The organism is Tateyamaria pelophila (genome assembly GCF_019966495.1).
Lineage (GTDB): Bacteria > Pseudomonadota > Alphaproteobacteria > Rhodobacterales > Rhodobacteraceae > Tateyamaria > Tateyamaria pelophila.
The window spans coordinates 1-22,776 of record NZ_JAIMIA010000001.1 but is presented as its reverse complement, the minus strand read 5'-3'; the positions used below and the strand labels follow the sequence as shown (position 1 = coordinate 22,776).

24 protein-coding genes and 1 tRNA gene are annotated in these 22,776 nt (G+C 60.0%); 18 read left to right on the top strand and 7 right to left on the bottom strand.

Annotated elements, in window-relative coordinates; all coding sequences use genetic code 11:
• Positions 1-2 precede the first annotated feature (2 nt).
• From tolR to LC354_RS00090, 8 genes are all read left to right on the top strand, one after another.
• Complete coding sequence (tolR, locus tag LC354_RS00125) at positions 3-485, top strand: protein TolR (protein WP_223420743.1); 483 nt, start codon at positions 3-5, stop codon at positions 483-485.
• A 21-nt stretch (positions 486-506) separates the two neighbouring features.
• On the top strand, positions 507-1,601 hold the full coding sequence (locus LC354_RS00120; RefSeq protein ID WP_223420742.1) for an energy transducer TonB: 1,095 nt from the start codon (positions 507-509) through the stop codon (positions 1,599-1,601).
• A complete protein-coding gene (gene tolB / locus LC354_RS00115) occupies positions 1,598-2,914 on the top strand; it encodes a Tol-Pal system beta propeller repeat protein TolB (RefSeq protein WP_223420741.1) in 1,317 nt (438 codons plus the stop codon). The genes LC354_RS00120 and tolB overlap by 4 nt, the downstream gene beginning before the upstream one ends.
• Before the next feature lie 76 nt (positions 2,915-2,990).
• Complete coding sequence (gene pal / locus LC354_RS00110) at positions 2,991-3,506, top strand: peptidoglycan-associated lipoprotein Pal (protein WP_223420740.1); 516 nt, start codon at positions 2,991-2,993, stop codon at positions 3,504-3,506.
• Positions 3,507-3,531: 25 nt separating this feature from the next.
• Positions 3,532-4,347, top strand: a complete 816-nt coding sequence (locus LC354_RS00105) for a tetratricopeptide repeat protein (protein ID WP_223420739.1) — start codon at positions 3,532-3,534, stop codon at positions 4,345-4,347.
• A gap of 27 nt (positions 4,348-4,374) precedes the next feature.
• Positions 4,375-5,598, top strand: coding sequence for a tRNA lysidine(34) synthetase TilS (gene tilS, locus LC354_RS00100; protein ID WP_223420738.1), 1,224 nt, complete (start codon positions 4,375-4,377; stop codon positions 5,596-5,598).
• Positions 5,599-5,677: 79 nt separating this feature from the next.
• Positions 5,678-7,597, top strand: a complete 1,920-nt coding sequence (gene ftsH / locus LC354_RS00095; protein ID WP_223420737.1) for an ATP-dependent zinc metalloprotease FtsH — start codon at positions 5,678-5,680, stop codon at positions 7,595-7,597.
• A 247-nt stretch (positions 7,598-7,844) separates the two neighbouring features.
• Positions 7,845-8,441, top strand: coding sequence for an MOSC domain-containing protein (locus tag LC354_RS00090; RefSeq protein WP_223420736.1), 597 nt, complete (start codon positions 7,845-7,847; stop codon positions 8,439-8,441).
• A gap of 173 nt (positions 8,442-8,614) precedes the next feature.
• On the opposite strand, the gene LC354_RS00085 is transcribed toward LC354_RS00090, so the two are convergent.
• Positions 8,615-9,310: an NUDIX hydrolase gene (locus LC354_RS00085; RefSeq protein ID WP_223420735.1), complete on the bottom strand. Its 696-nt coding sequence runs from the start codon at positions 9,308-9,310 to the stop codon at positions 8,615-8,617.
• 41 nt (positions 9,311-9,351) lie between these two features.
• Positions 9,352-9,768 carry a DUF983 domain-containing protein gene (locus LC354_RS00080; protein WP_223420734.1) on the bottom strand — a complete coding sequence of 139 codons (417 nt, stop codon included), beginning with the start codon at positions 9,766-9,768 and terminating at the stop codon, positions 9,352-9,354.
• 211 nt (positions 9,769-9,979) lie between these two features.
• Between LC354_RS00080 and LC354_RS00075 the strand changes: the two genes are divergently transcribed.
• Genes LC354_RS00075 through LC354_RS00060 form a run of 4 tightly spaced genes read left to right on the top strand, consistent with a single transcriptional unit; the run spans position 9,980 to position 11,931 of the window.
• A complete protein-coding gene (locus tag LC354_RS00075) occupies positions 9,980-10,423 on the top strand; it encodes an EF-hand domain-containing protein (protein ID WP_223420733.1) in 444 nt (147 codons plus the stop codon).
• Between the two features lie 59 nt (positions 10,424-10,482).
• Positions 10,483-11,073: an RNA polymerase sigma factor gene (locus tag LC354_RS00070; RefSeq protein ID WP_223420732.1), complete on the top strand. Its 591-nt coding sequence runs from the start codon at positions 10,483-10,485 to the stop codon at positions 11,071-11,073.
• Between the two features lies 1 nt (position 11,074).
• On the top strand, positions 11,075-11,440 hold the full coding sequence (locus LC354_RS00065; protein ID WP_223420731.1) for a hypothetical protein: 366 nt from the start codon (positions 11,075-11,077) through the stop codon (positions 11,438-11,440).
• Positions 11,441-11,442: 2 nt separating this feature from the next.
• Positions 11,443-11,931: a periplasmic heavy metal sensor gene (locus LC354_RS00060; protein ID WP_223420730.1), complete on the top strand. Its 489-nt coding sequence runs from the start codon at positions 11,443-11,445 to the stop codon at positions 11,929-11,931.
• A gap of 151 nt (positions 11,932-12,082) precedes the next feature.
• Here LC354_RS00060 and LC354_RS00055 read toward each other — a convergent pair whose 3' ends face one another.
• Entirely contained in the window at positions 12,083-13,480 is a 1,398-nt protein-coding gene (locus LC354_RS00055; RefSeq protein ID WP_223420729.1) for a diguanylate cyclase, read from the bottom strand.
• 93 nt (positions 13,481-13,573) lie between these two features.
• Between LC354_RS00055 and LC354_RS00050 the strand changes: the two genes are divergently transcribed.
• The 5 genes from LC354_RS00050 to LC354_RS00030 all read left to right on the top strand — a co-directional run bounded on the left by LC354_RS00050 (position 13,574) and on the right by LC354_RS00030 (position 17,980).
• On the top strand, positions 13,574-13,858 hold the full coding sequence (locus LC354_RS00050) for a DUF3572 domain-containing protein (protein WP_223420728.1): 285 nt from the start codon (positions 13,574-13,576) through the stop codon (positions 13,856-13,858).
• A 5-nt stretch (positions 13,859-13,863) separates the two neighbouring features.
• Positions 13,864-14,559: an HAD family hydrolase gene (locus LC354_RS00045; RefSeq protein WP_223420936.1), complete on the top strand. Its 696-nt coding sequence runs from the start codon at positions 13,864-13,866 to the stop codon at positions 14,557-14,559.
• Positions 14,560-14,689: 130 nt separating this feature from the next.
• Complete coding sequence (locus LC354_RS00040; protein ID WP_223420727.1) at positions 14,690-16,252, top strand: trimethylamine methyltransferase family protein; 1,563 nt, start codon at positions 14,690-14,692, stop codon at positions 16,250-16,252.
• A 106-nt stretch (positions 16,253-16,358) separates the two neighbouring features.
• The gene (locus LC354_RS00035; RefSeq protein ID WP_223420726.1) at positions 16,359-16,946 is read left to right on the top strand and encodes a heme NO-binding domain-containing protein; all 588 of its coding nucleotides are present in this window, start codon (positions 16,359-16,361) and stop codon (positions 16,944-16,946) included.
• Positions 16,943-17,980: a GGDEF domain-containing protein gene (locus LC354_RS00030; RefSeq protein WP_223420725.1), complete on the top strand. Its 1,038-nt coding sequence runs from the start codon at positions 16,943-16,945 to the stop codon at positions 17,978-17,980. The genes LC354_RS00035 and LC354_RS00030 overlap by 4 nt, the downstream gene beginning before the upstream one ends.
• A gap of 180 nt (positions 17,981-18,160) precedes the next feature.
• Here the strand turns inward: LC354_RS00030 and LC354_RS00025 are convergent.
• From LC354_RS00025 to LC354_RS00010, 4 genes are all read right to left on the bottom strand, one after another.
• Positions 18,161-18,235 (bottom strand) — tRNA-Glu (locus LC354_RS00025).
• A gap of 100 nt (positions 18,236-18,335) precedes the next feature.
• The gene (gene recJ, locus LC354_RS00020; protein WP_223420724.1) at positions 18,336-20,075 is read right to left on the bottom strand and encodes a single-stranded-DNA-specific exonuclease RecJ; all 1,740 of its coding nucleotides are present in this window, start codon (positions 20,073-20,075) and stop codon (positions 18,336-18,338) included.
• 134 nt (positions 20,076-20,209) lie between these two features.
• Positions 20,210-21,178, bottom strand: a complete 969-nt coding sequence (gene glpX, locus LC354_RS00015; RefSeq protein ID WP_223420723.1) for a class II fructose-bisphosphatase — start codon at positions 21,176-21,178, stop codon at positions 20,210-20,212.
• Between the two features lie 42 nt (positions 21,179-21,220).
• A complete protein-coding gene (locus LC354_RS00010) occupies positions 21,221-22,507 on the bottom strand; it encodes a homoserine dehydrogenase (protein ID WP_223420722.1) in 1,287 nt (428 codons plus the stop codon).
• A gap of 64 nt (positions 22,508-22,571) precedes the next feature.
• On the opposite strand from LC354_RS00010, the gene LC354_RS00005 reads away from it, so the two are divergent.
• On the top strand, positions 22,572-22,776 hold a 205-nt coding region (locus tag LC354_RS00005; RefSeq protein WP_223420721.1), incomplete at its 3' end, for a hypothetical protein.

Below are 22,776 nucleotides of genomic sequence, written 5' to 3'. Positions count from 1 at the left end.
CCATGGGCGCCGGGACCATCCAGAAGGACGAGAGCGGGGCACGGCGGCGCAGACGCGGTCGCACGCGCCCCATGTCGGAAATCAACGTGACGCCGTTTGTGGATGTCATGTTGGTGCTGTTGATCATCTTCATGGTGGCGGCTCCGCTGTTGACCGTGGGCGTCCCTGTCGAATTGCCCAAATCCGCGGCAGGTGCGCTTGCTGTCGATCAGGAAGAACCGCTGACCATAACCTTGACGGCAGACGGCGTGGTGCAGATTCAGACCACGGAAGTCGCACGCGAGGATCTTGTGTCCCGGTTGCGCGGCATCGCCGCCGAGCGAACAAGCGACAAGGTCTTTTTGCGGGCGGACGGATCCGTGTCCTATTCGGAAGTGATGCAGATCATGGGTGCGCTGAATGCCGGCGGTTTCGCCAATATCGGGCTGGTGACGGATATCGGTGGCCCGCCCCTGGATGGATCGCCTGACGGTGAAGGGCAGTAGACCGATGCGGGGCTGTCTGCTTTGAACACTGGTCAACTCATATCGGGTATCGGCCATGTGGGCTTGATTGGCTGGGTGCTCTTTGGCGGAGTATTCCAGTCCGAGCCGTTGCCGTTTGACACAACTGAAGTTTCGGTGATCTCGACCGAAGCCTTTGAAGCGCTTTTGACGACCGGGCCGCAGCCCGATATGGCGACAGATGTTGCTTTGCCCCTCGCCCCGGAGGTCGATCCGGACCCGGTGCAGACACCGACATCGGATGAGACAGTGACGACCGACGCGCCCGTTGTGGCACCGGAACCGGACACTGAAATTGCACCAACCGCCCCTGAGATCCCGACACCGCCTGTGCCGGAGGTCGTTGATGTCGCGCCCGAAGCGCCGCAACCACAGGATCTGGCGGCACTTGCGCCGGAAATTGCGCCTGTTCCCGTTCCGCGCCCGTCCGAACGCGTGGCGCCCGAGGCCGTTGCGCCGCCCCCGCCTGATGCCGCTCCCGATCCGGTGGAACAGGAGGCCGTAACGGCAGATGAGGGTGCCCAGACACCCGCCGAAGAACAGCAGGCGACAGCCCCTGAAGAGGCGGCCACAGAAATCGTAACCGAAGCAGAAGAGCCCGCGCGCGCCCCGCGCACGTCCCCGCGCCCGCCCAGTCAGAGGCCATCGCCCCCCACGCAGACCGCACAAACGCCCGCACCCAGCGCGCAGCCCGTTCCGGCCGACACGTCAAACGCCGTCAATGACGCACTTCGCGAAGCGCTGGCTGGTGGTGAGGCCGAAATCCCTGCCGGACCGCCTCTGTCAGCCGGAGAGAAGGATGCGTTGCGTGTCGCGGTATCGAGTTGCTGGAACGTCGGGTCCTTGTCGTCTGACGCGTTGCAGACCACGGTTGTCGTGGCCTTCGACATGTCCCGTGACGGGCGGCCCGTCGGATCGTCAATGCGCATGGTCTCAAGCTCCGGTGGCTCCACTGCCGGTGCAAATCAGGCGTATGAGGCGGCGCGTCGTGCAATCATCCGCTGCACCGGCGACGGATATCAGTTACCAATAGAAAAATACGGTCAATGGAAAGAGATCGAGATAACGTTCAATCCCGAAAGGATGCGTATCAAATGATGGTTCGAGTGCTTTGTGTCTTGCTGATGTTCATGGGCGTGGCCCCTGTTTTGGCGCAAAACGGCCCCTTGAGGATCGAGATTACCGAAGGTGTCATCGAACCCTTGCCCTTTGCTGTGCCTGATCTGGTGGCGGAAACGCCTGCCAGTGTGCAGATGGGTCAACAAATCGCCCGCGTGATCGCCGCAGACCTGACAGGCACCGGATTGTTCCGGGAACTTCCGGCATCCGCCCATATCAGTCGGGTCACCGATTTCGGCGCACCCGTTCAATATGCGGACTGGAAAGCGATCAATGCGCAGGCTTTGGTAACCGGGGCCGTGAACGTGCAGGGCGATCAGGTGGTGGTGAAATTCCGCCTTTATGATGTGTTTGCGGGCACGGAACTGGGCGACGGGCTGCAATTCGTTGGCACCGTCGATGGCTGGCGGCGCATTGCGCACAAAGTGGCAGACGCCGTGTACAGCCGGATTACGGGCGAGGGCGGATATTTTGACAGCCGGGTCGTCTATGTCTCTGAGACGGGCTCAAAAGCGGAGCGGCGCAAGCGGTTGGCGATCATGGATTACGATGGGGCCAATGTGCAATACCTGACCGGCTCCGAAGCGATTGTGCTGGCACCGCGCTTCTCCGCCAACGGCGATCGGGTGCTCTATACCAGCTACGAGACCGGATTTCCGCGCATCTACGTGCTGGATGTAGGCTCGGTTCAGCGCCGGGTGCTGGAAAGCCAGGAAGGCACGATGAGCTTTGCGCCACGCTTTGCGCCGAACGGTCGCACGGTGGTGTACTCGCTGAGCCAGAACGGCAACACCGACATTTATTCGATGGACATCGCCACCAGTCAGGCGCAGCGATTGACAAACGCACCGTCGATTGAAACCGCCCCCAGTTTCAGTCCGGACGGCAGCCAGATCGTGTTCGAGAGTGACCGCTCGGGCAGCCAGCAACTCTATGTGATGTCCGCAAGCGGCGGCGAGGCACGCCGCATTTCGTTCGGCGATGGCAGATACGGCACGCCCGTCTGGTCGCCGCGCGGTGATCTGATCGCCTTCACCAAGCAATCCAAGGGGCGTTTCCACATTGGTGTGATGCGTGTTGACGGCAGCGAAGAGCGCTTGCTGACGGCCTCATTCCTCGATGAGGGCCCCACATGGTCGCCCAACGGGCGTGTCATCATGTTCGCGCGCGAAACGCAGGGGGCCGCCGGACGCACGAGCCTTTACTCGGTGGATATCACCGGCCGCAACCTGCGCCCGGTGCGCACACCTGAGGGCGGGTCAGACCCCTCTTGGGGGCCGCTGCAACCGTAGCTACATTTTCAAGAGCCGCCGTTCGTGATAAACGGCAAGAAAAAGAACATAATCGAGATAGAAAGAGGCACTGGCCATGAAACTGAAAACTTCCATAGTGATGATCTGCGTCGCTCTAAGCCTTGGGGCTTGTTCCGGTGCCAACCGTTTCGGCAACGAGGCAGGTGGCACGGCAAGTGGCGCTGCGATCAACGGTGTCGTGCCGGGCAGTGCGTCTGACCCAAGATCGGCGGCGTATTTCCAGCAAGCGGTCGGTGATCGCGTTTTGTTCGCGGTCGACCAATCCACGCTGTCGCCTGCGGGCCAGGTCACGTTGGACGGACAGGCTGCGTGGCTTTTGACCAATACCGACTACACAGCCGTGATCGAAGGCCATGCGGATGAGCAGGGGACACGTGAATACAACCTCGCCCTTGGCGCGCGCCGCGCGGATGCCGCCCGGGCGTACCTGGTGAGCAAAGGGGTGGCGGGCAACCGTCTGCAAGTCGTGAGTTACGGAAAGGAACGTCCAATTGAGGTGTGCAGTGACGAAGCTTGCTATGCCAAGAACCGTCGCGCGGTGACTGTTCTTGCGGGCGGTCTGACGAGTTGATGTGACAGGATAACAGGTGTTTTTGATGATCCGTCTTTTTGCAATTGCCGCAGTGGCGCTGGCGCTGGTGAGCCCGCGGGATGCTTTGGCGCAGTCCGAAACGCTCGCCGATATCCGGCAGGAACTGACTGTGCTGAATGTTGAATTACAAAGGCTGCGCCGTGAATTGTCCACCACGGGGGGCGCGTCCGTTTCCACCGGGGGCGGCAGTACGCTGGATCGCCTCAATGCAATCGAGAGCGAATTGCAGCGCCTGACCAGCAAGACCGAAGAGATGGAATTTCGGATTGATCAAATCGTGAAGGACGGGACCAACCGCATCGGTGATCTTGAATTCCGTTTGGTCGAACTGGAGGGTGGCGACGTCACGCAGTTGGGGGACGTCTCGACCCTTGGGGGCGGTGAACTGCCGTCTACAGGGACAATCGCCCCCGCACCGCAACCGGTGACGCAACTGGCCGAGCAGGAAAAAGCCGATTTCGAGCGGGCGCAGGCGGCGCTCGCATCCGGTGACTTTCGTGCCGCTGCAGACCAGTTTGCGACCTTTAATCAGACCTACCCGGGTGGACCCCTCGCAGTAGAAGCCGAACTGCGTCGCGGGCAGGCTCTGGAGGGGCTTGGGGATGTGCGTGAAGGGGCGCGGGCCTATCTGGCGGCCTTCACTTTGAATCCGGAAAGCCCGATGGCCGCCGAAGTCCTGTTTCGGCTTGGGGCAGGGCTGGGACGACTTGGCCAAACCACCGAAGCCTGTCTGACCCTTCAGGAGGTTGCGCTGCGCTATCCTGCATCGCCCTTTGTTGCAGAGGCGGATGCTGCGCAGCAGAACCTCGCCTGCTCCTGAGCAGTGATAACCGCGCTGACCGATTGTGTGGCCGCAGTTCTGGGGCATGCACCCCCAAAACGGTTGGGCGTCGCCGTGTCGGGTGGTGGTGACTCCGTTGCCCTGCTGTCCGTTTTGGTCGCCTATGCGCGCGATCATGATATTGAACTGCATGTCATCACCATCGATCACGGCGTTCGGCCGGAAGCCGCACGGGAGATTGCGTTCGTCAGGGACCTCTGTGCGAAATGGAATTTGTCACACGATGTCGCGCACTGGACCGAATGGGACGAACAGGGCAATTTTCAGGCCGCCGCCCGCGCGGCCCGCTATGCCTTGATGGCTGACTGGGCACGTGATCGCAAGATTGCCCATATCGCGCTTGGCCACACCGCTGACGATCAGGCGGAAACCTTTTTGATGCGTCTCGCCCGCAGCGCCGGGGTCGATGGGTTGAGTGCAATGGCCCCGCGGCGGATAAGTCATGCCGTCACTTGGATCAGGCCATTTTTGCAAACCGACCGTGCGACATTGCGCGCGCACCTCAAAGCAAGTCAGTTGCAGTGGTGCGAAGACCCAAGCAATGAGAACCGGGATTACCAGCGTATCAAGGCGCGTGATGCCCTCAAAGTATTGAACACCTTGGGCATATCCGTCGAGAGCCTCGGTCAGGTGACGCAAAATATGGCAAGAGCGCGCGACGCTCTGATGTGGCAGACCTTTATTGCAACGCGGGACATGGTCAAAATTCGGCACGGTGTGATCGCGATCGACATACGTGGCTTTTTGGCGCAGCCCGAAGAGATTGGCCGCAGGCTGTTGACGCACAGCGTTCAATGGGTGTCGGGGAGCGTGTACGGCCCACGCGGCCCGGCCATCGCGCGCGCGCTCGCCTCAGTGAGGGCCGGAGCAACGACCACGCTGGATAGGTGCCAGGTGATGACGAAAAACGGGGTCGTGTGGGTCTTTCGCGAATACAATGCGGTCCGCGATACGGTTTGTGCAATAACGCAGAACTGGGATGATCGATGGCGCGTCACCGGACCACAGGAGGGTCGCGCGCTTGAAGTCCGTGCCTTGGGTTTTGAAGCGCTCAACAGGTTCGAGGACTGGCGGGGCATCGGCTTGCCCCGCGCGGCTCTCGCCTCTTCGCCGTCGGTATGGTACAAAGAAGAACTGATTGCCGCGCCCATCGTAATGCCTGATGCGGAATGGAAAGCAGAACTCGAATATGGCGTTGATACCTATTTCGCCGCACTATTATCGCATTGAACTAAGCCCGCTTATGTCTATCTTATGATAAACACTGTCGGCCTTGGGCCGTGGTTTGAAATTTATCGGGAGAGTTTCCTTGGGAAATGCACGCAATATCGCGTTTTGGGTCGTACTGTTTTTGCTGATCCTTGCGCTGTTCAACCTGTTTGGTGGATCGGGCAATACGCTTCAAAGTCGCGAAATCAGCTATTCTGAATTCGTCTCATCCGTCGAAGACGGCGCGGTGAGCAATGTGACGCTGGATGGGGAACAAGTGCGTTTCCGCCGCGGGACCGAAGACTTTGTGACCATCAAGCCCGAAGACGCCAAGGTGACCGACCTGTTGATCGCCAACGAGATCCCGGTGCGGGCAGAACAGCAGCAGCAATCAGGGTTCCAGACGTTCCTTGTGTCGCTGTTGCCCTTCCTGCTTTTGATCGGTGTCTGGATCTATTTCATGAACCGGATGCAGGGAGGCGGCAAAGGCGGTGCTATGGGTTTTGGAAAATCCAAGGCCAAGATGCTGACCGAAAAGCATGGTCGCGTGACATTTGACGATGTAGCCGGGATCGACGAAGCCAAGGAAGAACTGGAAGAGATCGTCGAATTCCTGCGAAATCCTCAGAAATTCAGCCGTCTGGGCGGCAAGATTCCCAAAGGTGCTTTGCTTGTCGGCCCTCCCGGGACTGGTAAGACACTGCTGGCCCGCGCGATTGCAGGCGAAGCGGGTGTTCCGTTCTTCACCATCTCGGGCTCCGACTTTGTCGAGATGTTTGTCGGTGTCGGTGCATCTCGTGTGCGTGACATGTTCGAGCAAGCCAAGAAAAATGCACCGTGCATCGTATTCATTGACGAAATCGACGCGGTGGGTCGCCACCGTGGGGCCGGTTACGGCGGCGGCAACGACGAGCGTGAGCAGACGTTGAACCAGTTGCTGGTCGAGATGGACGGTTTCGAAGCGAATGAAGGCGTCATCATCATCGCGGCCACCAACAGGAAAGACGTTCTTGACCCCGCGCTGCTGCGTCCGGGCCGCTTTGACCGTCAGGTCACCGTGGGCAACCCCGACATCAAGGGCCGTGAGAAAATCCTTGGCGTGCATGCACGCAAGACACCGCTTGGACCTGACGTCGATCTGCGCATCATCGCGCGCGGAACGCCCGGCTTTTCCGGTGCCGATCTGGCCAACCTCGTTAACGAGGCCGCTTTGATGGCGGCCCGCATCGGTCGGCGCTTTGTGACAATGCTTGATTTCGAATCTGCCAAGGACAAGGTGATGATGGGGCCAGAGCGCCGCAGCATGGTCATGACCACCGCGCAAAAGGAAATGACAGCCTATCACGAGGCCGGACATGCGCTGGTCGGGATGAAACTTCCCAAATGCGATCCGGTCTACAAAGCCACGATTATCCCCCGTGGCGGAGCGCTGGGTATGGTGATGAGCTTGCCTGAAATGGACCGCCTGAACATGTTCAAGGATGAATGTCACCAGCGTTTGGCCATGACCATGGCTGGCAAGGCGGCGGAGATTCATAAATACGGAGAAGATTCGGTGTCGAACGGCCCGGCTGGCGATATCCAACAAGCATCGGCACTGGCGCGGGCGATGGTCCTGCAATGGGGCATGTCGGATAAGGTCGGGAACATCGACTATTCCGAAGCCGCGCAAGGCTATACCGGAAACACGGGCGGCTTTTCGGTCTCGGCCAACACCAAGGAATTGGTGGAGCAGGAAGTGCAAAAGTTCATTCAGGACGGCTACGACTGGGCTCTGAAGATCGTCCAGGACAATAATGAGGAATTCGAACGCCTTGCGCAGGGTCTTTTGGAATACGAAACCCTGACCGGTGACGAGATTGAGCGCGTCATGCGTGGCGAGCCGCCCCAAGCGCCGGACGACGAGGACGGCGGTGCGACAGTCGAGGAGAAAAAACCAAGTCTCACGTCGATTCCGAAAGCCAAGAAAAAGCCGGGATCGTCTGGCGACGGCGGGATGGAACCGGAACCCTCCACCTGAGTGCAAAAGGCCCACCCCAGAGGTGGGCCTTTTTCGTTTCGGCACTGTGCACAAGTAGGAACGCCACATGGCCGGACTGGGTTTGGGCCGCGTTGAGGTGTGATTGTGTGCGGGTCGCCGTGTGCACGGCGGCAGTCTCCTTGCCCGGTTGGCAGCATAACCGCTTACTCGACGTCCTGACCGCGATTTGCCATTGGAAATCCCTGCGCTGGTGCATGTACATAGTTTCGACCAGCAGGAGAGTCTCATGCCCGCCTTGAAGCCCACAACGTCCAAAGCCCGGATTACATGGCTGGGCTTCGTGCCGGATCGCGACGCCAGTTTGCGCGCGGTTGCGACCGACGCCGTCGATGCGACGCTTGAAGGTTTTCCTGGCGAAGCACATGGCGGCGCGACGCGGCCGTCCTGCGTGCGGGTCAAGTCGCAGTATCCTCAAGACACAATCATACGAAATGTGCGGCAGCTCAGCGTCCTGAGCGCCGAAGAATTGGTTGCCACTGCGGCTGAGATGGGGATGGATGCCATTGATCCCGCTCTCGTCGGGGCATCCATGGTGATCGAGGGAATTCCTGATTTCACCCATGTCCCACCATCTTCCCGCTTACAGGCGCCGTCCGGGGCCTGTTTGGTGATCGATATGGAGAACCGCCCCTGTAACTTGCCTGCGCGTGAGATCGAACGCGAGGCCGTGGGCTTTGGCGGACGGTATAAACGAGCGGCAACGGGGCGGCGCGGGGTGACCGCGTGGATCGAACGGGCCGGGCGATTTGCTGTGGGGGACGTGCTGGTGCTTCATGTCCCGGACCAACGCGCATGGACCCATCTGGCGGATGCGCGGCGCTGAACAGAAACGGATGGCGCACCAAGGGTGCGCCTTACACTTCCTGCCTGAGCCAGCGCCTTTATCGTCTTGTTGGTCCAGTCGGCCAAACGCCGTTGATCCGCGTCCGATCCCGCATAACACCACTCTGGTACTGCGCCCGTAAGGCGGAGGCATCCTCCGCCAACCTGACAGGCTCAATCAGACATAGGTCGACCGCGCAATCGCAGGAACAGGCTCTCTTCATCATTATTCCTGAAATAGGGGACGCTGTCCGGCACAGCCCGATCTGCGACGCGGGCGTTGACCTCGCTTAGAACCACTTCGGTGATGAAGGGCATGTCAAAGGAGCGGACCTGGTCGAGATATACCCATTGCAGATGCGACAGCTCATCTGAGGCCTGATCGAAATTGTCCGGATCAGAAGCCAGATCCTCCGCATCAATCAGGAAAAAGCGGGCGTCAAAACGCCTTGGCCTGCCGGGAGGCGTCAGCGCACGAAACACAAATTGCAGGGGTTCGGCGTGAGGCAAATGCCCGGTGGCCGCGAAATCGCGCCAGTCCCGCGGCGCGTCCGTCCAGACCCCCGGTTGGCCCAGAACCTGCCCGGTTTCCTCGAACAGCTCGCGGATGGCCGCCGCGGCCAGCGCAGGTCCCAGGCCCGCCGGGCTGTCATCCTCAAGCCTTGCATCGTTCGGGGCCGCCAGTGGTGAGGCCAGCGGCACATTCTGGTCGGCAGTGTCCACCGCACCTCCGGGAAAGACAAACTTGTTGGGCATGAAGACGGCCTTGGCTCCGCGCTGTCCCATCAGGATGCGCGGGCGCGTTTCACGGTCCCGCAGAACGATGACCGTCGACGCATTGCGTACTTTCGTTTTGTCGATGTCAGTCATCGCTGTTTTTGCCCCTGTGATATGGGCCTGCGGCGCGGATATTATCCGGGCTGACCAAACCCACCCATTTGTCGCGCCCACTGAAAGGCGACGATCGCCCCCTTGAGCCTGGGCAGAAGGTAGAGCGACAGGGCGACGCAGCCAACCGCAAATATGGTGAATAGAACCAGGGGCTCGGGCCGCCACGTCACGAAGGTCAAATGCAAGAGCGGCGCCATCAGGTGCCCGACAATCAAGATCGTCAGGTAGGCGGGCCCATCATCTGCACGGTGATGGGAGTAATCAAGCTTGCAGACCGGGCAAGACTTGGCAACCTTGAGATAGCTTTTCAACAACGGCCCTTGTCCGCAGCGCGGACAACGGCGCCGCCATCCCCGCAAGAGCGCAGGCCGCATCGGGCGCGTGTCATCATTTTCGGCCAGCGTGGCATCCTGGGATGTTTGGTTTTCTGATAGCATAGCCAGATCCTTCGCGCGTTTGTAGTTAGATGGGCCTATGTCGCCGGAAACGAAATGGCGCAAACCGTCCTTGCGTCCCGATGTCGCGCCATTTCAGTTTGGGTGCTTTCCAAAAAATTTATTCGACGGAAAGTTTGGCATCTCTCGTTTGATGATCATACGGCGCCACAAAACAACGGGTCGCCGTGAGGCAATAACGGAGTACATCTCAATGAAACGTACAGCATTTATCATCACCGTCTTCTCCACCGCGCTGGCTCTGACCGCTGCGGCGGCCATCGCGAAGAACCGCGGGCCCGATTTCTCCATATTGGATATGGACGGGAATGGCGAAATCACCATCGAAGAAATGCAAGCCAGCGCGCAAAGCCGCTTTGACGAAGTTGATACGGATGGCGACGGGTTTGTGTCGCAGGCCGAGCTTGCCGCACACAGCAACGCCCGCGCGGCGGAGCGGGCAGAACGCATGATCTCGCGCATGGATGCCGATGACGACGGCAAGCTGTCGCCCGAAGAGATGATGCATCGCCGCAATCCCGAGCGTTTTTTCAGCCGGATGGACACGGACGACAGCGGCAGCATCTCGGCTGAAGAATTCAAAGAGGCGCGCGGCGGGATGAAGGACCGGGGTCGCCACCGCAAGCACGCGGACTGATCCGACATTGCCCCTTCCCCTTGTCAAACGGGGTAGGGGCACGTTAGCCCGCTTGCAGGATGACCATGCCCTTGGATGATCAGAACACGGTGGATGATGCGGCGTTGCTTGCGCGCTATGCGCGGGGTGATGCTGCGGCCGCGCGCGCGTTGACCGCGCGGCTGGTGCCACGGGTTCACGCCCAGGCGTTTCGCATGCTCGGAGACAGTGCGGAGGCCGAAGACGTGGCGCAAGAGGCAATGATGCGCCTGTGGCGGATCGCGCCGGAGTGGCGCAGTGGCGAGGCAAAGGTGACCACATGGTTATACCGTGTGGTTGCGAACCTGTGTACGGACCGGTTGCGCAAACGCCCGCGCGGCGCTGTGGCGATTGGTTCGATCGCAGAACCAATGGATCCGGCCCCATCAGTCGAAGCAAAGATGCAGGCCGATGCGCGATCTCATGCGCTGCGTCAGGCGTTGGTCGCGTTGCCGGAACGTCAGAGGTTGGCCGTGATGATGCGCCATTTCGAAGGGGCCACGAACCCGGAGATCGCGGTGCGACTGGATATTTCGACCGAAGCGGTCGAAAGCTTGACCGCACGGGGCAAACGGGCGTTGGCCACCGCTATGAAGGGGCAGGCAGCTGCTCTTGGATATGAGGATGAGTGACATGAGACATGAGTCAAAGAACGAGTCCGAAGACTGGCTGGACCAGATGCTGGACGACGTGGCGCGGATCCCGGTGCCGGACGCGCCGCCGGAACTGATGGCCCGCGTTCTTGCAGACGCGGAGCATTTGTTGCCGCAGCCCGGTGGTGTGCCTGTGCAGATGCCGCTCTGGCGACAGGTCGTAGGCGGGCTTGGCGGGTGGGGCGCGTTGGGCGGTCTGGCCGTCGCGGGCGTTACCGGCCTCGCCATTGGTCTCGGCGCTTTTGATGCAGCTGGCATCGACGCATTATGGTCTATCGCGCCGTTGGATGAATATGACAGCCAGGCAAGCCTCACGGCCTTTGGCTGGGATTATGAAGAGGGATGAACATGACCGATTCGACTGCCTCCGAGACACGGTGCCCCCGTTGGCTCAAAATCTTGTTGGGCCTGTCTCTCGCCTTGAATTTTGTCATTGCCGGAGTGGTGGCGGGACTCATGTTGCGTGGCGGCCCTCCGCGGGAAGGGCCTTCAGGAATGGGCTATGCGGCGCCGTATGTCATTGCCTTGCCGCGGGATGTCCGTCGCGATGTATTTGGTGCGATCCGCGCCGACGAGTCTTTGCCCAAACGGAGCGCGCGACGGGCGCGCTATGCCGATATGATCGAAGCGTTGCGCGCTGAGCCGTTTGATCGCGACCGCGTGCAGGCGATCCTGAGACGCCAGGGCAGCGAGGTCGGGCGGATACAGGATGCGTCTCAAGCGGCGTGGCTGTCTGCGGTGACCGAAATGGATGCGGCCGAAAGGTCCGCCTATGTCGCGCGGATTGAAGAGGTTTTGGAGCGTGGCAGACGCGGCAAGACTGGCGATCGGAACTAAAGCGGTCGTCCGGTACAAACCTATCTGTTTCAAATAAACATCGTTGGCTCGAATAAGCTCGACCTGCGCGGTCGAAGGCCAACAAGAAAGAGCCGACCCCAAATTCTTCGACTTGATCCGCGCCTGTTTGCACGCGCTACAGGCGACTTGTTCACGCTGCAGGGCGGTGAAGAACCACCCGATTGCGTCCGTCCGCCTTCGCGCCGTAGAGTGCCTTGTCCGCTCTGTCCAACAACGCTTCTGCGGTTTGCGGCAGGGTGGTTGTCGCCCCGGTGACTGGATCGCACACGGTCAGACCAATGGAGATTGTAGCGGAAAGGCTCACACCCTGGCCCGGCACCTCAAAGGGCGTTTTTCGGATGATGTGACACAGGCGCGTGGCCGCGTTTCGCGCATTGGCCAGGTCAGCACCGGGCAGCACGATCAGGAACTCCTCGCCGCCAATCCGGGCCAGGAGGTCAACCGCACGCAGGTTTTCTCGCAACCGTTTGGCCGTTTCCACCAGCACGGCATCACCGGCAGCGTGCCCATGAACGTCGTTGATTTGCTTGAAATGGTCCATGTCGGCGACCATGACGGCAAACGGTTTGCGATTGCTGGCCGCACGTTCGGCAATGCGGGCCAGATGTGGCATGGCATAGCGGCGATTGTGCAGTCCGGTGAGTGGATCACTCACGGCGGCCTCGACGCCCGAACGCACGGTGTCGCGCAACGCGTCACCCAGACGCTTGCGGGTCAGGAGTGTTTCGAGGCGTAACGCCAGTTCGGCGGGGTCCGGATCGCTGCACATCAGATCATTTGCGCCCATATCCAGCATTTGCGCACCCGAGGCCGCATCCGCCTCGACCTGCACCACCAGAATTGCGCTGTGGCGTGTGCGCGAATGGCTCCGGATCGTGGCAAGCAGACTGAGCATTTGGGGCCCTTTGCCCGGTTCCACTACCAAAACGAAAGCATCCGTTTCGTCGACATCTGTCTGATTGCCCACAGCGTCTGCGGGAGTACAGGTGGATATGTTCGCCGTGGAACGGGCGCAAAACGCAGGCTGCCACGGGCCGAGCTGATCGGGGCGGCTTGCCACAAGCTTGACCGTCTGAGCTGGACCGAAATGCACGCTCGGTTCGGCAAATCCAAGCGCGCGGGACGTGTCGTCGCGCAACTGCCATTCACTGGCCGAGGCATAGGCGCGAATGACACTGCGCGCCCGCGCGATCAACAAGGCATCGTCCAGCGGTTTTTGCAGCACATCCTCAAGGCCCGCCGCAAGCAGGCGCATCCGTTCGGCCGGGGCGGCCGAACAGCTGAGTGCGATCACCGGAACCTTGCCCGCTGCCTTTGTCTTTTGCAGGCGTGACATCAGGCGCAGCGGCCCGCCGTCCGGCATCTTGGTGGAACACAGGATCAGATCGGGCAATCCCGTGCGGATCACCTGCATGGCTTCGGCGATGCTGTCAGCCTGCACAACCTCATAATGGCAGGCGGCAAACTTGACGCGCAGGACAATGCGATTGGTTGCAATCGGATCTATAACCAGAACCTTTCCGTGCATCGCCCTCTTCCATTTTTTCAAAAAACCGTGCATTCGTTTTTTGATGGTTTAGGTTAACAAAGCGTTTCCAAGCGTCAGCAAAGGCAGATTTCCATGGCAATGTCGCAAGAATCCGCCGAGTTGGTCGGCCTCAAGGCCCTGACATGGATGGCAGGCAACGATGAATTGCTGCCGGTATTCCTCGGAGCGACCGGCGCCAGCGAGGCGGATATGCGCTCCGGCCTCTCGGACCCGGCCTTTCTCGGTGCACTTCTGGACTTCATCATGATGGACGATATCTGGGTCACCGCGTTTTGCGATGCCCAAGGGCTCGGATATGCTCAGCCCATGATGGCCCGCATGTCTTTGCCGGGTGGGGGCCAGGTCCATTGGACGTGAACGGAGTGCCTATCCGCGGTATCATCTTTGACAAAGACGGGACGCTGTTTGATTTCGGCACCACATGGGAAGCATGGGCAGCCGCCTTTTTGCTGCGCGCCGCCGCCGGAGACAGGGCGCGGGCCGCGGAACTGGGCAAGCAGATCGGCTTCGATTTCACTACGCAGGCTTTCGCGCGTGACAGTATTGTCATTGCGGGGACGCCGAACGACATCGCTGATGCGCTTGCGCCTCATTTTCCCGGACAAAGCCATGCCGCGTTGGTGCATCTTCTGAACGAAGAGGCCGCCAATGCACCACAGGCTGAAGCGGTGCCGCTGGTCCCTTTTCTGGGCGTGTTGCGGTCCCGCGATCTCAAGCTCGGGGTTGCGACCAATGATGCGGAAGCTCCGGCATTGACGCACCTGCATGCGGCGGGCGTGGTCTCCTTTTTTGACTTTATCGCGGGATCCGACAGTGGATACGGTGGCAAACCGGCGCCGGGCCAATTGCTGGGCTTTTGCGCCGAAACTGGCGTTTCACCGGATGCGGTTGTCATGGTGGGGGACAGCCTGCATGATTTGCGGGCAGGGCGTGCCGCCGGGATGCGCACATTCGGGGTGCTGACAGGATTGGCGACTCAATCCGAACTTGCGCCTTTTGCAGACGTTGTCCGGCCAGACATCGGGCACCTGCCGACATGGCTGGATCAGCAAAGCTGAACTGCTTGCTTCCCAAAACACCTGATCCGGCGATTTGGACCTGAAAAACGACATAGATCGTCGCAAACGGAAAGGCCAATGTGAGGGCGCTGCTGTGTCTTGGATATGAAATCCAACGGAGACTCAGATCATGGCAGACCAGGCAATCGCACGCAGATCCCGCGGTGGTGGTCGCGCAGGTGCCGCCGCCCGTCGGGGCGGGGCCGTGATCGAGCAGATGCCATGGAACCCGCCGATCATGACCGATCCCCCGGTAGAGCCGCTGCGCCCCGAAGGTGTCGAGGCCATTCATGACGGCGCGATGCGCATCCTCGAAGAGATCGGTGTGCAGTTCCTGAACGAAGAAGCGTTGGAGATATTACGCGAGGCCGGTTGCGCCATCGACGGCGACATCGTGCGGATGGATCGCGCATTCGTGATGGAGATGATCGGCAAAGCCCCATCTGAATTCACCCTGACGCCACGCAATCTTGATCGCAAGATCACCATAGGGGGACGGCACCTGAATTTCGGCAACGTGTCTTCGCCGCCCAATTACTGGGATATGCAGATCGGCACCAAAGTGCCAGGCAACCGCAAGATGTGCGCGGACCTGCTGAAGCTGACACAGTACTTCAACTGCATCCACTTTGCGGGCGGTTACCCGGTCGAGCCCGTCGACATTCACGCTTCCGTCCGCCATCTGGACGTCGTTTACGACAAGCTGACGCTGACCGACAAGGTCATGCATGCCTATTCATTGGGGAAAGAGCGGGTCGAAGACGTGATGGAGATGGTGCGCATCGCCGGAGGTCTCACCGATGAAGAGTTCGAAGCCACGCCGCGGATGTACACCAATATCAACTCGACCTCACCGCTGAAACACGACCATCCGATGATTGACGGGTGTTTGCGGATGGTGCGCAAGGGGCAGGCCGTCGTCGTCACGCCCTTCACACTGGCGGGGGCAATGGCCCCGGTGACCATGGCCGGCGCGGTTGCGCAATCGATCGCCGAGGCACTCTGCGCCATTGCGCTCTTTCAATATGTCCGGCCCGGCACGCCCTGCGCGATTGGAACGTTCACGTCGAATGTCGACATGAAAACCGGAGCACCCGCCTTTGGTACGCCTGAATACATGCGCGCCACCCAGATGACGGGGCAGTTGGCGCGATTCTACGGCTTGCCTCTGCGATCGTCGGGCGTTTGTGCGGCCAACGTACCGGACGGACAGGCGATGTGGGAGACGTCCAATTCGCTCTGGGCCGCGGTGCAATCGGGAACGAATATGGTCTATCACGCGGCCGGTTGGCTTGAGGGCGGCTTGATTGCCTCCCCCGAAAAGTTCATCATGGATTGCGAGATTTTACAGCAAATACAAAGGTATATGGACCCTTCCATTACGGCGACCGGCCCGGATGAGATCGCGCTGGACGCGATCAAATCCGTAGGCAATCAGGGGCATTTCTTTGGCATTCAGCACACGCAGGATCGCTACACCACCGCATTCTATCAACCGTTTTTGAGCGATTGGAAGAATTACGAAGGCTGGGAATTGGCAGGAGCGGTCTGGACGCCGGAACGCGCTCACGGATTGTTCAAGGAAATCATCGGCGCGTTCGAAGCCCCGCCGATGGATGAAGCGATTCGCGATGAATTGGCGGATTTCGTGGCGCGCCGCAAATCCGAAGGTGGCGCACCGACGGATTTCTGAACGGGCCAAAACGCGTGTGCGGCAAAATCTTTCAAATTGCATCTGTTATGGGATTATTTAGGCCTCAACGGGCACAGTGTTGACGTGGAATTGGGAATGATACGTCATGCATGGGCTGATAAATCGAGCAATACAGGGCTTTGTCACGGACAGTTACGGGGCCGATAAATGGGTCGAAGCGGCGCGCGTTGCGGATCTCGACTTTGTCGAATTCGAAGCGATGCTCGTCTACGACGATGCCGTAACGCCGCGTGTGCTGGACGCAGTGAGCACCGTATTGGGCCGCCCCCGCAACGACATCATGGAAGATATCGGGACCTACCTCGTGTCGCATCCCAATGTGGAAGCGTTGCGACGCCTGCTGCGGTTTGGCGGCGTCACATTTGTTGAATTTCTGCATTCGTTGGATGATCTGCCGGATCGGGCGCGGCTTGCGGTGGCAGATCTGCACTTGCCGCGCATTGAGTTGCGCGACCACGCTCCGGGTCGGTTCAGCCTTGTCTGTGAAAGCCCGATCGAGGGGTATGGTCATGTGATGATGGGCATTTTGCGGACGCTGGCGGATGATTACGGCGTGCTGGCCTTGCTTGATCATCAAGGCAGCGGCGGTGGAATCGAAACTGTTTCGATTTCCCTGATCGAAACCGAATTTGCGGAAGGTCGGGTGTTTGATCTCGGGGCGCGGGCAACATGAACGGCGATGATAATCTGTTGCAGATGCTGGACGTCCTCTGCCCGATGCATGTGGTGGTTTCGTCCACCGGTCATGTGTTGCATGCCGGGCCGACTTTGCGGAAACTGCGTCCGGATACGCCGATAGAAGGACGTCGCTTTCTCGAAGTCTTCGACCTCAAACGTCCGCGTGGGGTTTCGGACATGAAAAAGCTCCGGACATTGGCGGGATCCAAACTGCACTTGCAATTGCGCAATGACCCAAAGACGGAAGTGAAGGGAATATTGGTCCCTGGACCGGACGATGGGACCAGCATCATCAATCTGTCCTTTGGCATTTCCGTTGTCGATGCGGTGTCAGATTATGCGTTGACCAGTGCCGATTTCGCCGCCACCGATCTGACCATTGAGATGCTCTATCTGGTTGAGGCGAAATCAGCCGCGATGGAGGCGTCGCGTACGTTGAACCTGCGTCTGCAAGGCGCCAAGATTGCGGCTGAAGAGCAGGCCTTTACCGATACGCTGACGGGCCTCAAAAATCGTCGTGCTATGGATCATATCCTTGACCGGCATGCGGCCTGGGGCACCCAGTTTGGCCTGATGCAAGTCGATCTGGATTGGTTCAAAGCCGTCAATGACACCTTGGGCCATGCAGCTGGCGATCATGTCTTGCAAACCGTGGCCCGGGTCATGGTCGAAGAAACGCGGGAAAATGACACTGTTGCGCGTGTTGGCGGCGACGAATTTGTCATCGTATTGCCAAACGCCCATGATCGCGCAGCGCTGCGCAGTATCGGAGAGAGGATCATCAGCCGCCTGTCGCGGCCAATGCCATTCCAAGGACAGGAATGCCGCATATCGGCCAGTATTGGGGTCGCGATTTATGATCCTGGCGCGGGTGTGTCGATTGCGGATCTGATGGATGATGCAGACGTGGCGCTTTATGCGTCCAAGCATCGCGGTCGGGCGCAACAGACATTTTACACCCCGGATTTGCGCGCCTCCTCAGAGAATTTGGCACCGCCTACAGGCCGCGCAGAGCCCAAAAGAGCTTGAACATCAGTTCCGCATCAAGCGGTAAGTCCCGAAGGCGGAAATCCGGCTAAAGCAGATCGGCTGAAACCTGATCGGTCCCTGTCCAAATTCGATGAGAAGGCTATGACGCCAAAATGAAATGAGTATTCGCGCGAGGCAATCCACGCGCAGAATTCTTATTTCAAAGTGTAGGAGGCCAAATGGCATCCCGTAGGGGAATCGAACCCCTCTTTCCAGGTTGAAAACCTGGCGTCCTAACCGATAGACGAACGGGACACTTGGTGTGTGCGGTTCTTTAGGCAATCAACCTATCCTGCGCAAGCAGAAAAGACATATGGGGGCACAGAAAAAACGCCGCAAGCCATGGCTGTGGGTTTCACGCGGGCGCTGCGTCTTCCAAACGCAACTGCACGGATTGCTTGCCACGGAAGCTGTTGATTTCAAGACGACCAGCCAAATGAAAGGGGGCACCGCCATGATCGCTCAATCTTGGCCCCATAGCCCCGTCAAAAGCACCAAAGGCGATCCCGTCCAATCGTGTGCCACCCGGCGCGCCAAAGGTGATCTTAAGATGCGTTTCGCCAACCCGTCGGGCATTCAGAATACGCATGCCGGAAAATGCGTAGCGCGGAGCGGGGGCACCCGCGCCAAACGGCCCTGCGGCCTCGATCTGTTCGACCAGATCGATTGTCGCTGCATCCGGCATCAGCAAACCATCCAACCGGAGATCGGACGGGCCAAGCGCGTCTGCCCCCTGTTTGGCAAGCAACTCGCCCAATCGGGCCATCGCGGATTCGATCTTGTCCTCGGCCACTGTCAGCCCAGCAGCCATTTTGTGACCGCCACCCTTCAGCAACACACCTTCGGCGGCAAGCCGTTGAATCGGTGCACCCAGATCAATGCCCGATACGGATCGGCCTGATCCCTTGCCAATCCCATCCTCGACACCGATCACAACCGCCGGGCGGTGGGTGGCCTCCTTCAGGCGGGCGGCGACAATGCCGACAACGCCGGGATGCCATCCTTGACCGACAGCCCAGGCCAATGGGCCATCACTGCCGCGTTCTTCGCACTGCGCCAGGGCTTCGGCCCGAACCTTAGCCTCGATTTCGCGGCGTTCGGCGTTCAACTCATTCAAACGCTGCGCCAGGGCGTCCGCTTCGTTCGGATCCTGTGTCGCCAAAAGCCGAGCGCCGAGATCGGCCTGGCCAATCCGACCGCCGGCATTGATTCGCGGCCCCAGCAGATAGCCAAGGTGGTAAGGCGTGGGCGCTGTATCCATGCCCGCCAGATCCGACAGGGCCACCAGTCCGACGCGGTTTCGGCGGGCCATGATTTTCAAGCCCTGACGAACAAACGCGCGATTGATCCCGATCAAGGGGGCCACATCTGCCACCGTGGCGAGGCCCACGAGATCAAGCATGTTCATCAGATCAGGACCCGCTGCGCCACTTTCACGCAACTGACGGCCCGCTTCGACCAACATCAAAAACACCACCGCTGCGGCACACAGATGCGCCAACGCGCCATCCTCGTCCTGCCGGTTGGGGTTGACGATGGCATAGGCGGGCGGCAGGTCTTCGGCCCCAAGGTGGTGATCCAGAACGACGACATCCGCTCCAACAGCAGCTGCGATTGGGTCATGAGACAGCGTGCCGCAATCCACGCAGATGATCAGATCATGGCTGGCCGCCAAGTGCGCCATGGCGGCGTCATTGGGTCCGTACCCTTCATCGATGCGGTCGGGCACATATAGCGTGGCGGCCGATCCCAAATCACGCAACCAGGTGAGAAGAAGCGCCGCAGAGGCGCCACCGTCTACATCATAATCTGCAAAAACAGCGATCCGCTGGCGCGCAGAAACCGCTGCCAAAACGCGCCCGGCCGCTTTTTCCATATCTTTCAAGCTGCGAGGATCTGGCATCAGGTCGCGCAATGTCGGGGAGAGGTAAGCTTCGGCGCCGACGGCTGGGATACCCGCGCGGGCCAGAATCTGGCAGACGGCGGCGGGTAGCTGTGTCTGTTGCACCATCGCTTCGGCCTGACGTGCCGTTTCGGCATCCGGGCCGACCCATGCACGCCCGTTCAGCGATGCCTCAACTCCCAAAAATGCCACGGCAGTCCCCATTTCTTCCGGCGATAAATATCCCCGCCGGAGGCCAAAAAGTCACGCTCCGAACGCGAAAGCGCGCGCAGTCGCCGGAGTTCAGGCCCGTAAGGCGCACCCATGGTGCGCCCTGCCAACACCTATCATACGGTGTGGGTCGGCGTGCGATAGCTCATCCGGCGCACAGAGCCCGTCTTGGACCGCATAAGCAATGTCTCGCAGGTCAACCAGCCGGGCTCACGCTGCACGGCCGCCAACAGCGAACCGGATGTCACGCCCGTGGCTGCAAAGATAACGTCCTGGGTCACCATATCGTCCCGGCTATAGATGCGGTCGAGGTCGGTTATGCCGGCCTTGGCCGCTCGGCCCTTTTCGTTATCATTGCGAAACAGCAGCTGACCGTAAATCTGGCCGCCCATGCATTTGAGGGCGGCTGCCGCCAGAACCCCTTCGGGCGCGCCACCTGATCCCATGTACATGTCGATGCCGGTTGAGGCGTCGGCACAATGCATGACGCCGGCGACGTCGCCATCCGTGATCAGGCGGATCGATGCGCCGGTCCCGCGGACCGCTGCGATGACCTGTTCGTGGCGCGGGCGTTCCAGAATGCAAACTGTAATGTCGGATGTGGTGCAGCCCTTGGCCTTGGCCAGAGCCTGTACGCGTTCGGCAGGGTCCATGTCCATCGTGACGGTGTCGGGCGCGTAGCCGGGACCAATCGCCAATTTGTCCATGTAGACGTCGGGCGCATGCAGCATCGACCCTCGCGGCCCCATTGCGATCACTGTCAACGCGTTCGGCATGTCCTTGGCGGTCAGGGTCGTCCCTTCCAGCGGGTCAAGCGCGATGTCCACGCCGGGGCCGTTGCCTGTGCCCACTTCTTCACCGATGTACAGCATCGGCGCTTCGTCGCGTTCGCCTTCACCGATGACCACGACACCTGCGATATCGAGCAGGTTGAGCTGTTCGCGCATGGCATTGACGGCGGCCTGATCCGCGGCCTTTTCGTCGCCGTGGCCGACCAGACGTGCCGAGGCCAGGGCCGCGGCTTCGGAAACGCGGGCGAGGCCCAAGGACAAGAGGCGGTCTTGGAACTGGGCTGTGGCTGTCATGGAAATAGTCCTTTTGAGGTGGGGTTCTTTGAATGAGATAACTTAAACGGCTTCGATGCGCAGCACGACGGGCTCGGAGGCGAGAACGCCGGTGCCTTGCATCGCCTCCAGTGCCTGATCGACGGCAGTGCGGGTGCAGGTATGGGTGACAATCAAAACGGGGGCGGAGCCTTCTGCGTGCCCATATTGGCGCATCCGGTCGATGCTGACGCCAGCATCGCCCAAAACAGTGGCTATTTTGGCCAATGCGCCGGGTTTGTCATCAAGCGACATGCGCAAATAGTATGGGGCAGGGAGAACCGATTTGGCGGGCGTGCTGTGATCAAGGCTGGTCGCCGGTTGGCCAAAGACGGGCAAGCGTAACCCGCGCGCAATGTCACAGACGTCGCCCATCACAGCCGAGGCTGTGGGCCCTTCGCCAGCACCCGGGCCGCGCAGCACGATCTGTTCCACGGCGCTGCCTTCGATGGCGACCATGTTGGTGCCACCCTGAAGCTGTGCCAACGGAGAGGTGTCCGGTACAAGACAGGGCATCATGCGTTGCTCCAGTCCGCGTCCGGTCTTTTGAGACACGCCCAGAAGCTTGATCTTGTATCCCATGTCGGCTGCATGGCGGATATCTTCGATGCTGACGCGCTCGATCCCTTCAAGCTCGATCCCGTCGAAATTGACGCGCGTGCCAAAGGCAATCGCAGACAGGATTGCAAGTTTGTGCGCGGCATCGATGCCGCCCACATCAAGTTGCGGGTCCGCCTCGAGATACCCGAGCGCATCGGCTTCGGCGAACACTTCGGCATAGGTCAGGCCTGCGCTCTCCATCCGGGTCAGGATATAGTTGCACGATCCGTTCATCACGCCGACGATGCGTTTGATTTCATTGCCTGCGAGGCCTTCGGTCAACGCCTTCACTACGGGAATGCCACCTGCGACGGCCGCTTCGAACCGCAGTGACACCTGCGCGGCCTCAGCGGCTTCGGCCAAAGCCTGGCCGTGGATGGCCAGCATCGCTTTGTTGGCTGTCACGACATGTTTGCCAGCGTCGATCGCGGCTTCGGTTGCGTCCTTCGCGGGACCTTCGGTGCCGCCCATCAATTCAAGAAACACGTCTACATCATCGCGCCTGGCCAGTGCGACAGGGTCGTCTTCCCACGCATAAGAGTTAAGTGAAACGCCACGATCCTTGTCCCGATTGCGCGCGCTGATGGCTGAAATGGTAATGTCCCGCCCGGTGCGGGACGCAAGCAAAGCCGCATTCTGGCGCACGATCTTGACCACGCCAATGCCGACGGTGCCCAATCCTGCGATGCCGAGGCGCAAGGGAGTGTTCATGTCGCGATCCTTATGAGAACATGGCTGTCTTGGGCGATGTATCGGGTTCTGTCCAAGGGTGCAATTGCTGGGCGTGCAACAAGGTTCGGTTGGTGCCGTCGGTCATGATACACGGCAAATTTCTGTGCAAACCCTAAAGCGTTTTGTGTTTGATCTGAATCGAAAGGGATTCACAGGAAGCTTTTTGTCTGATTCACTTCCGTTGGGAGGTGGATCATGGGCAAACCATATTCTTTGGACCTTCGGGAACGGATTTGCACGTATGTGGC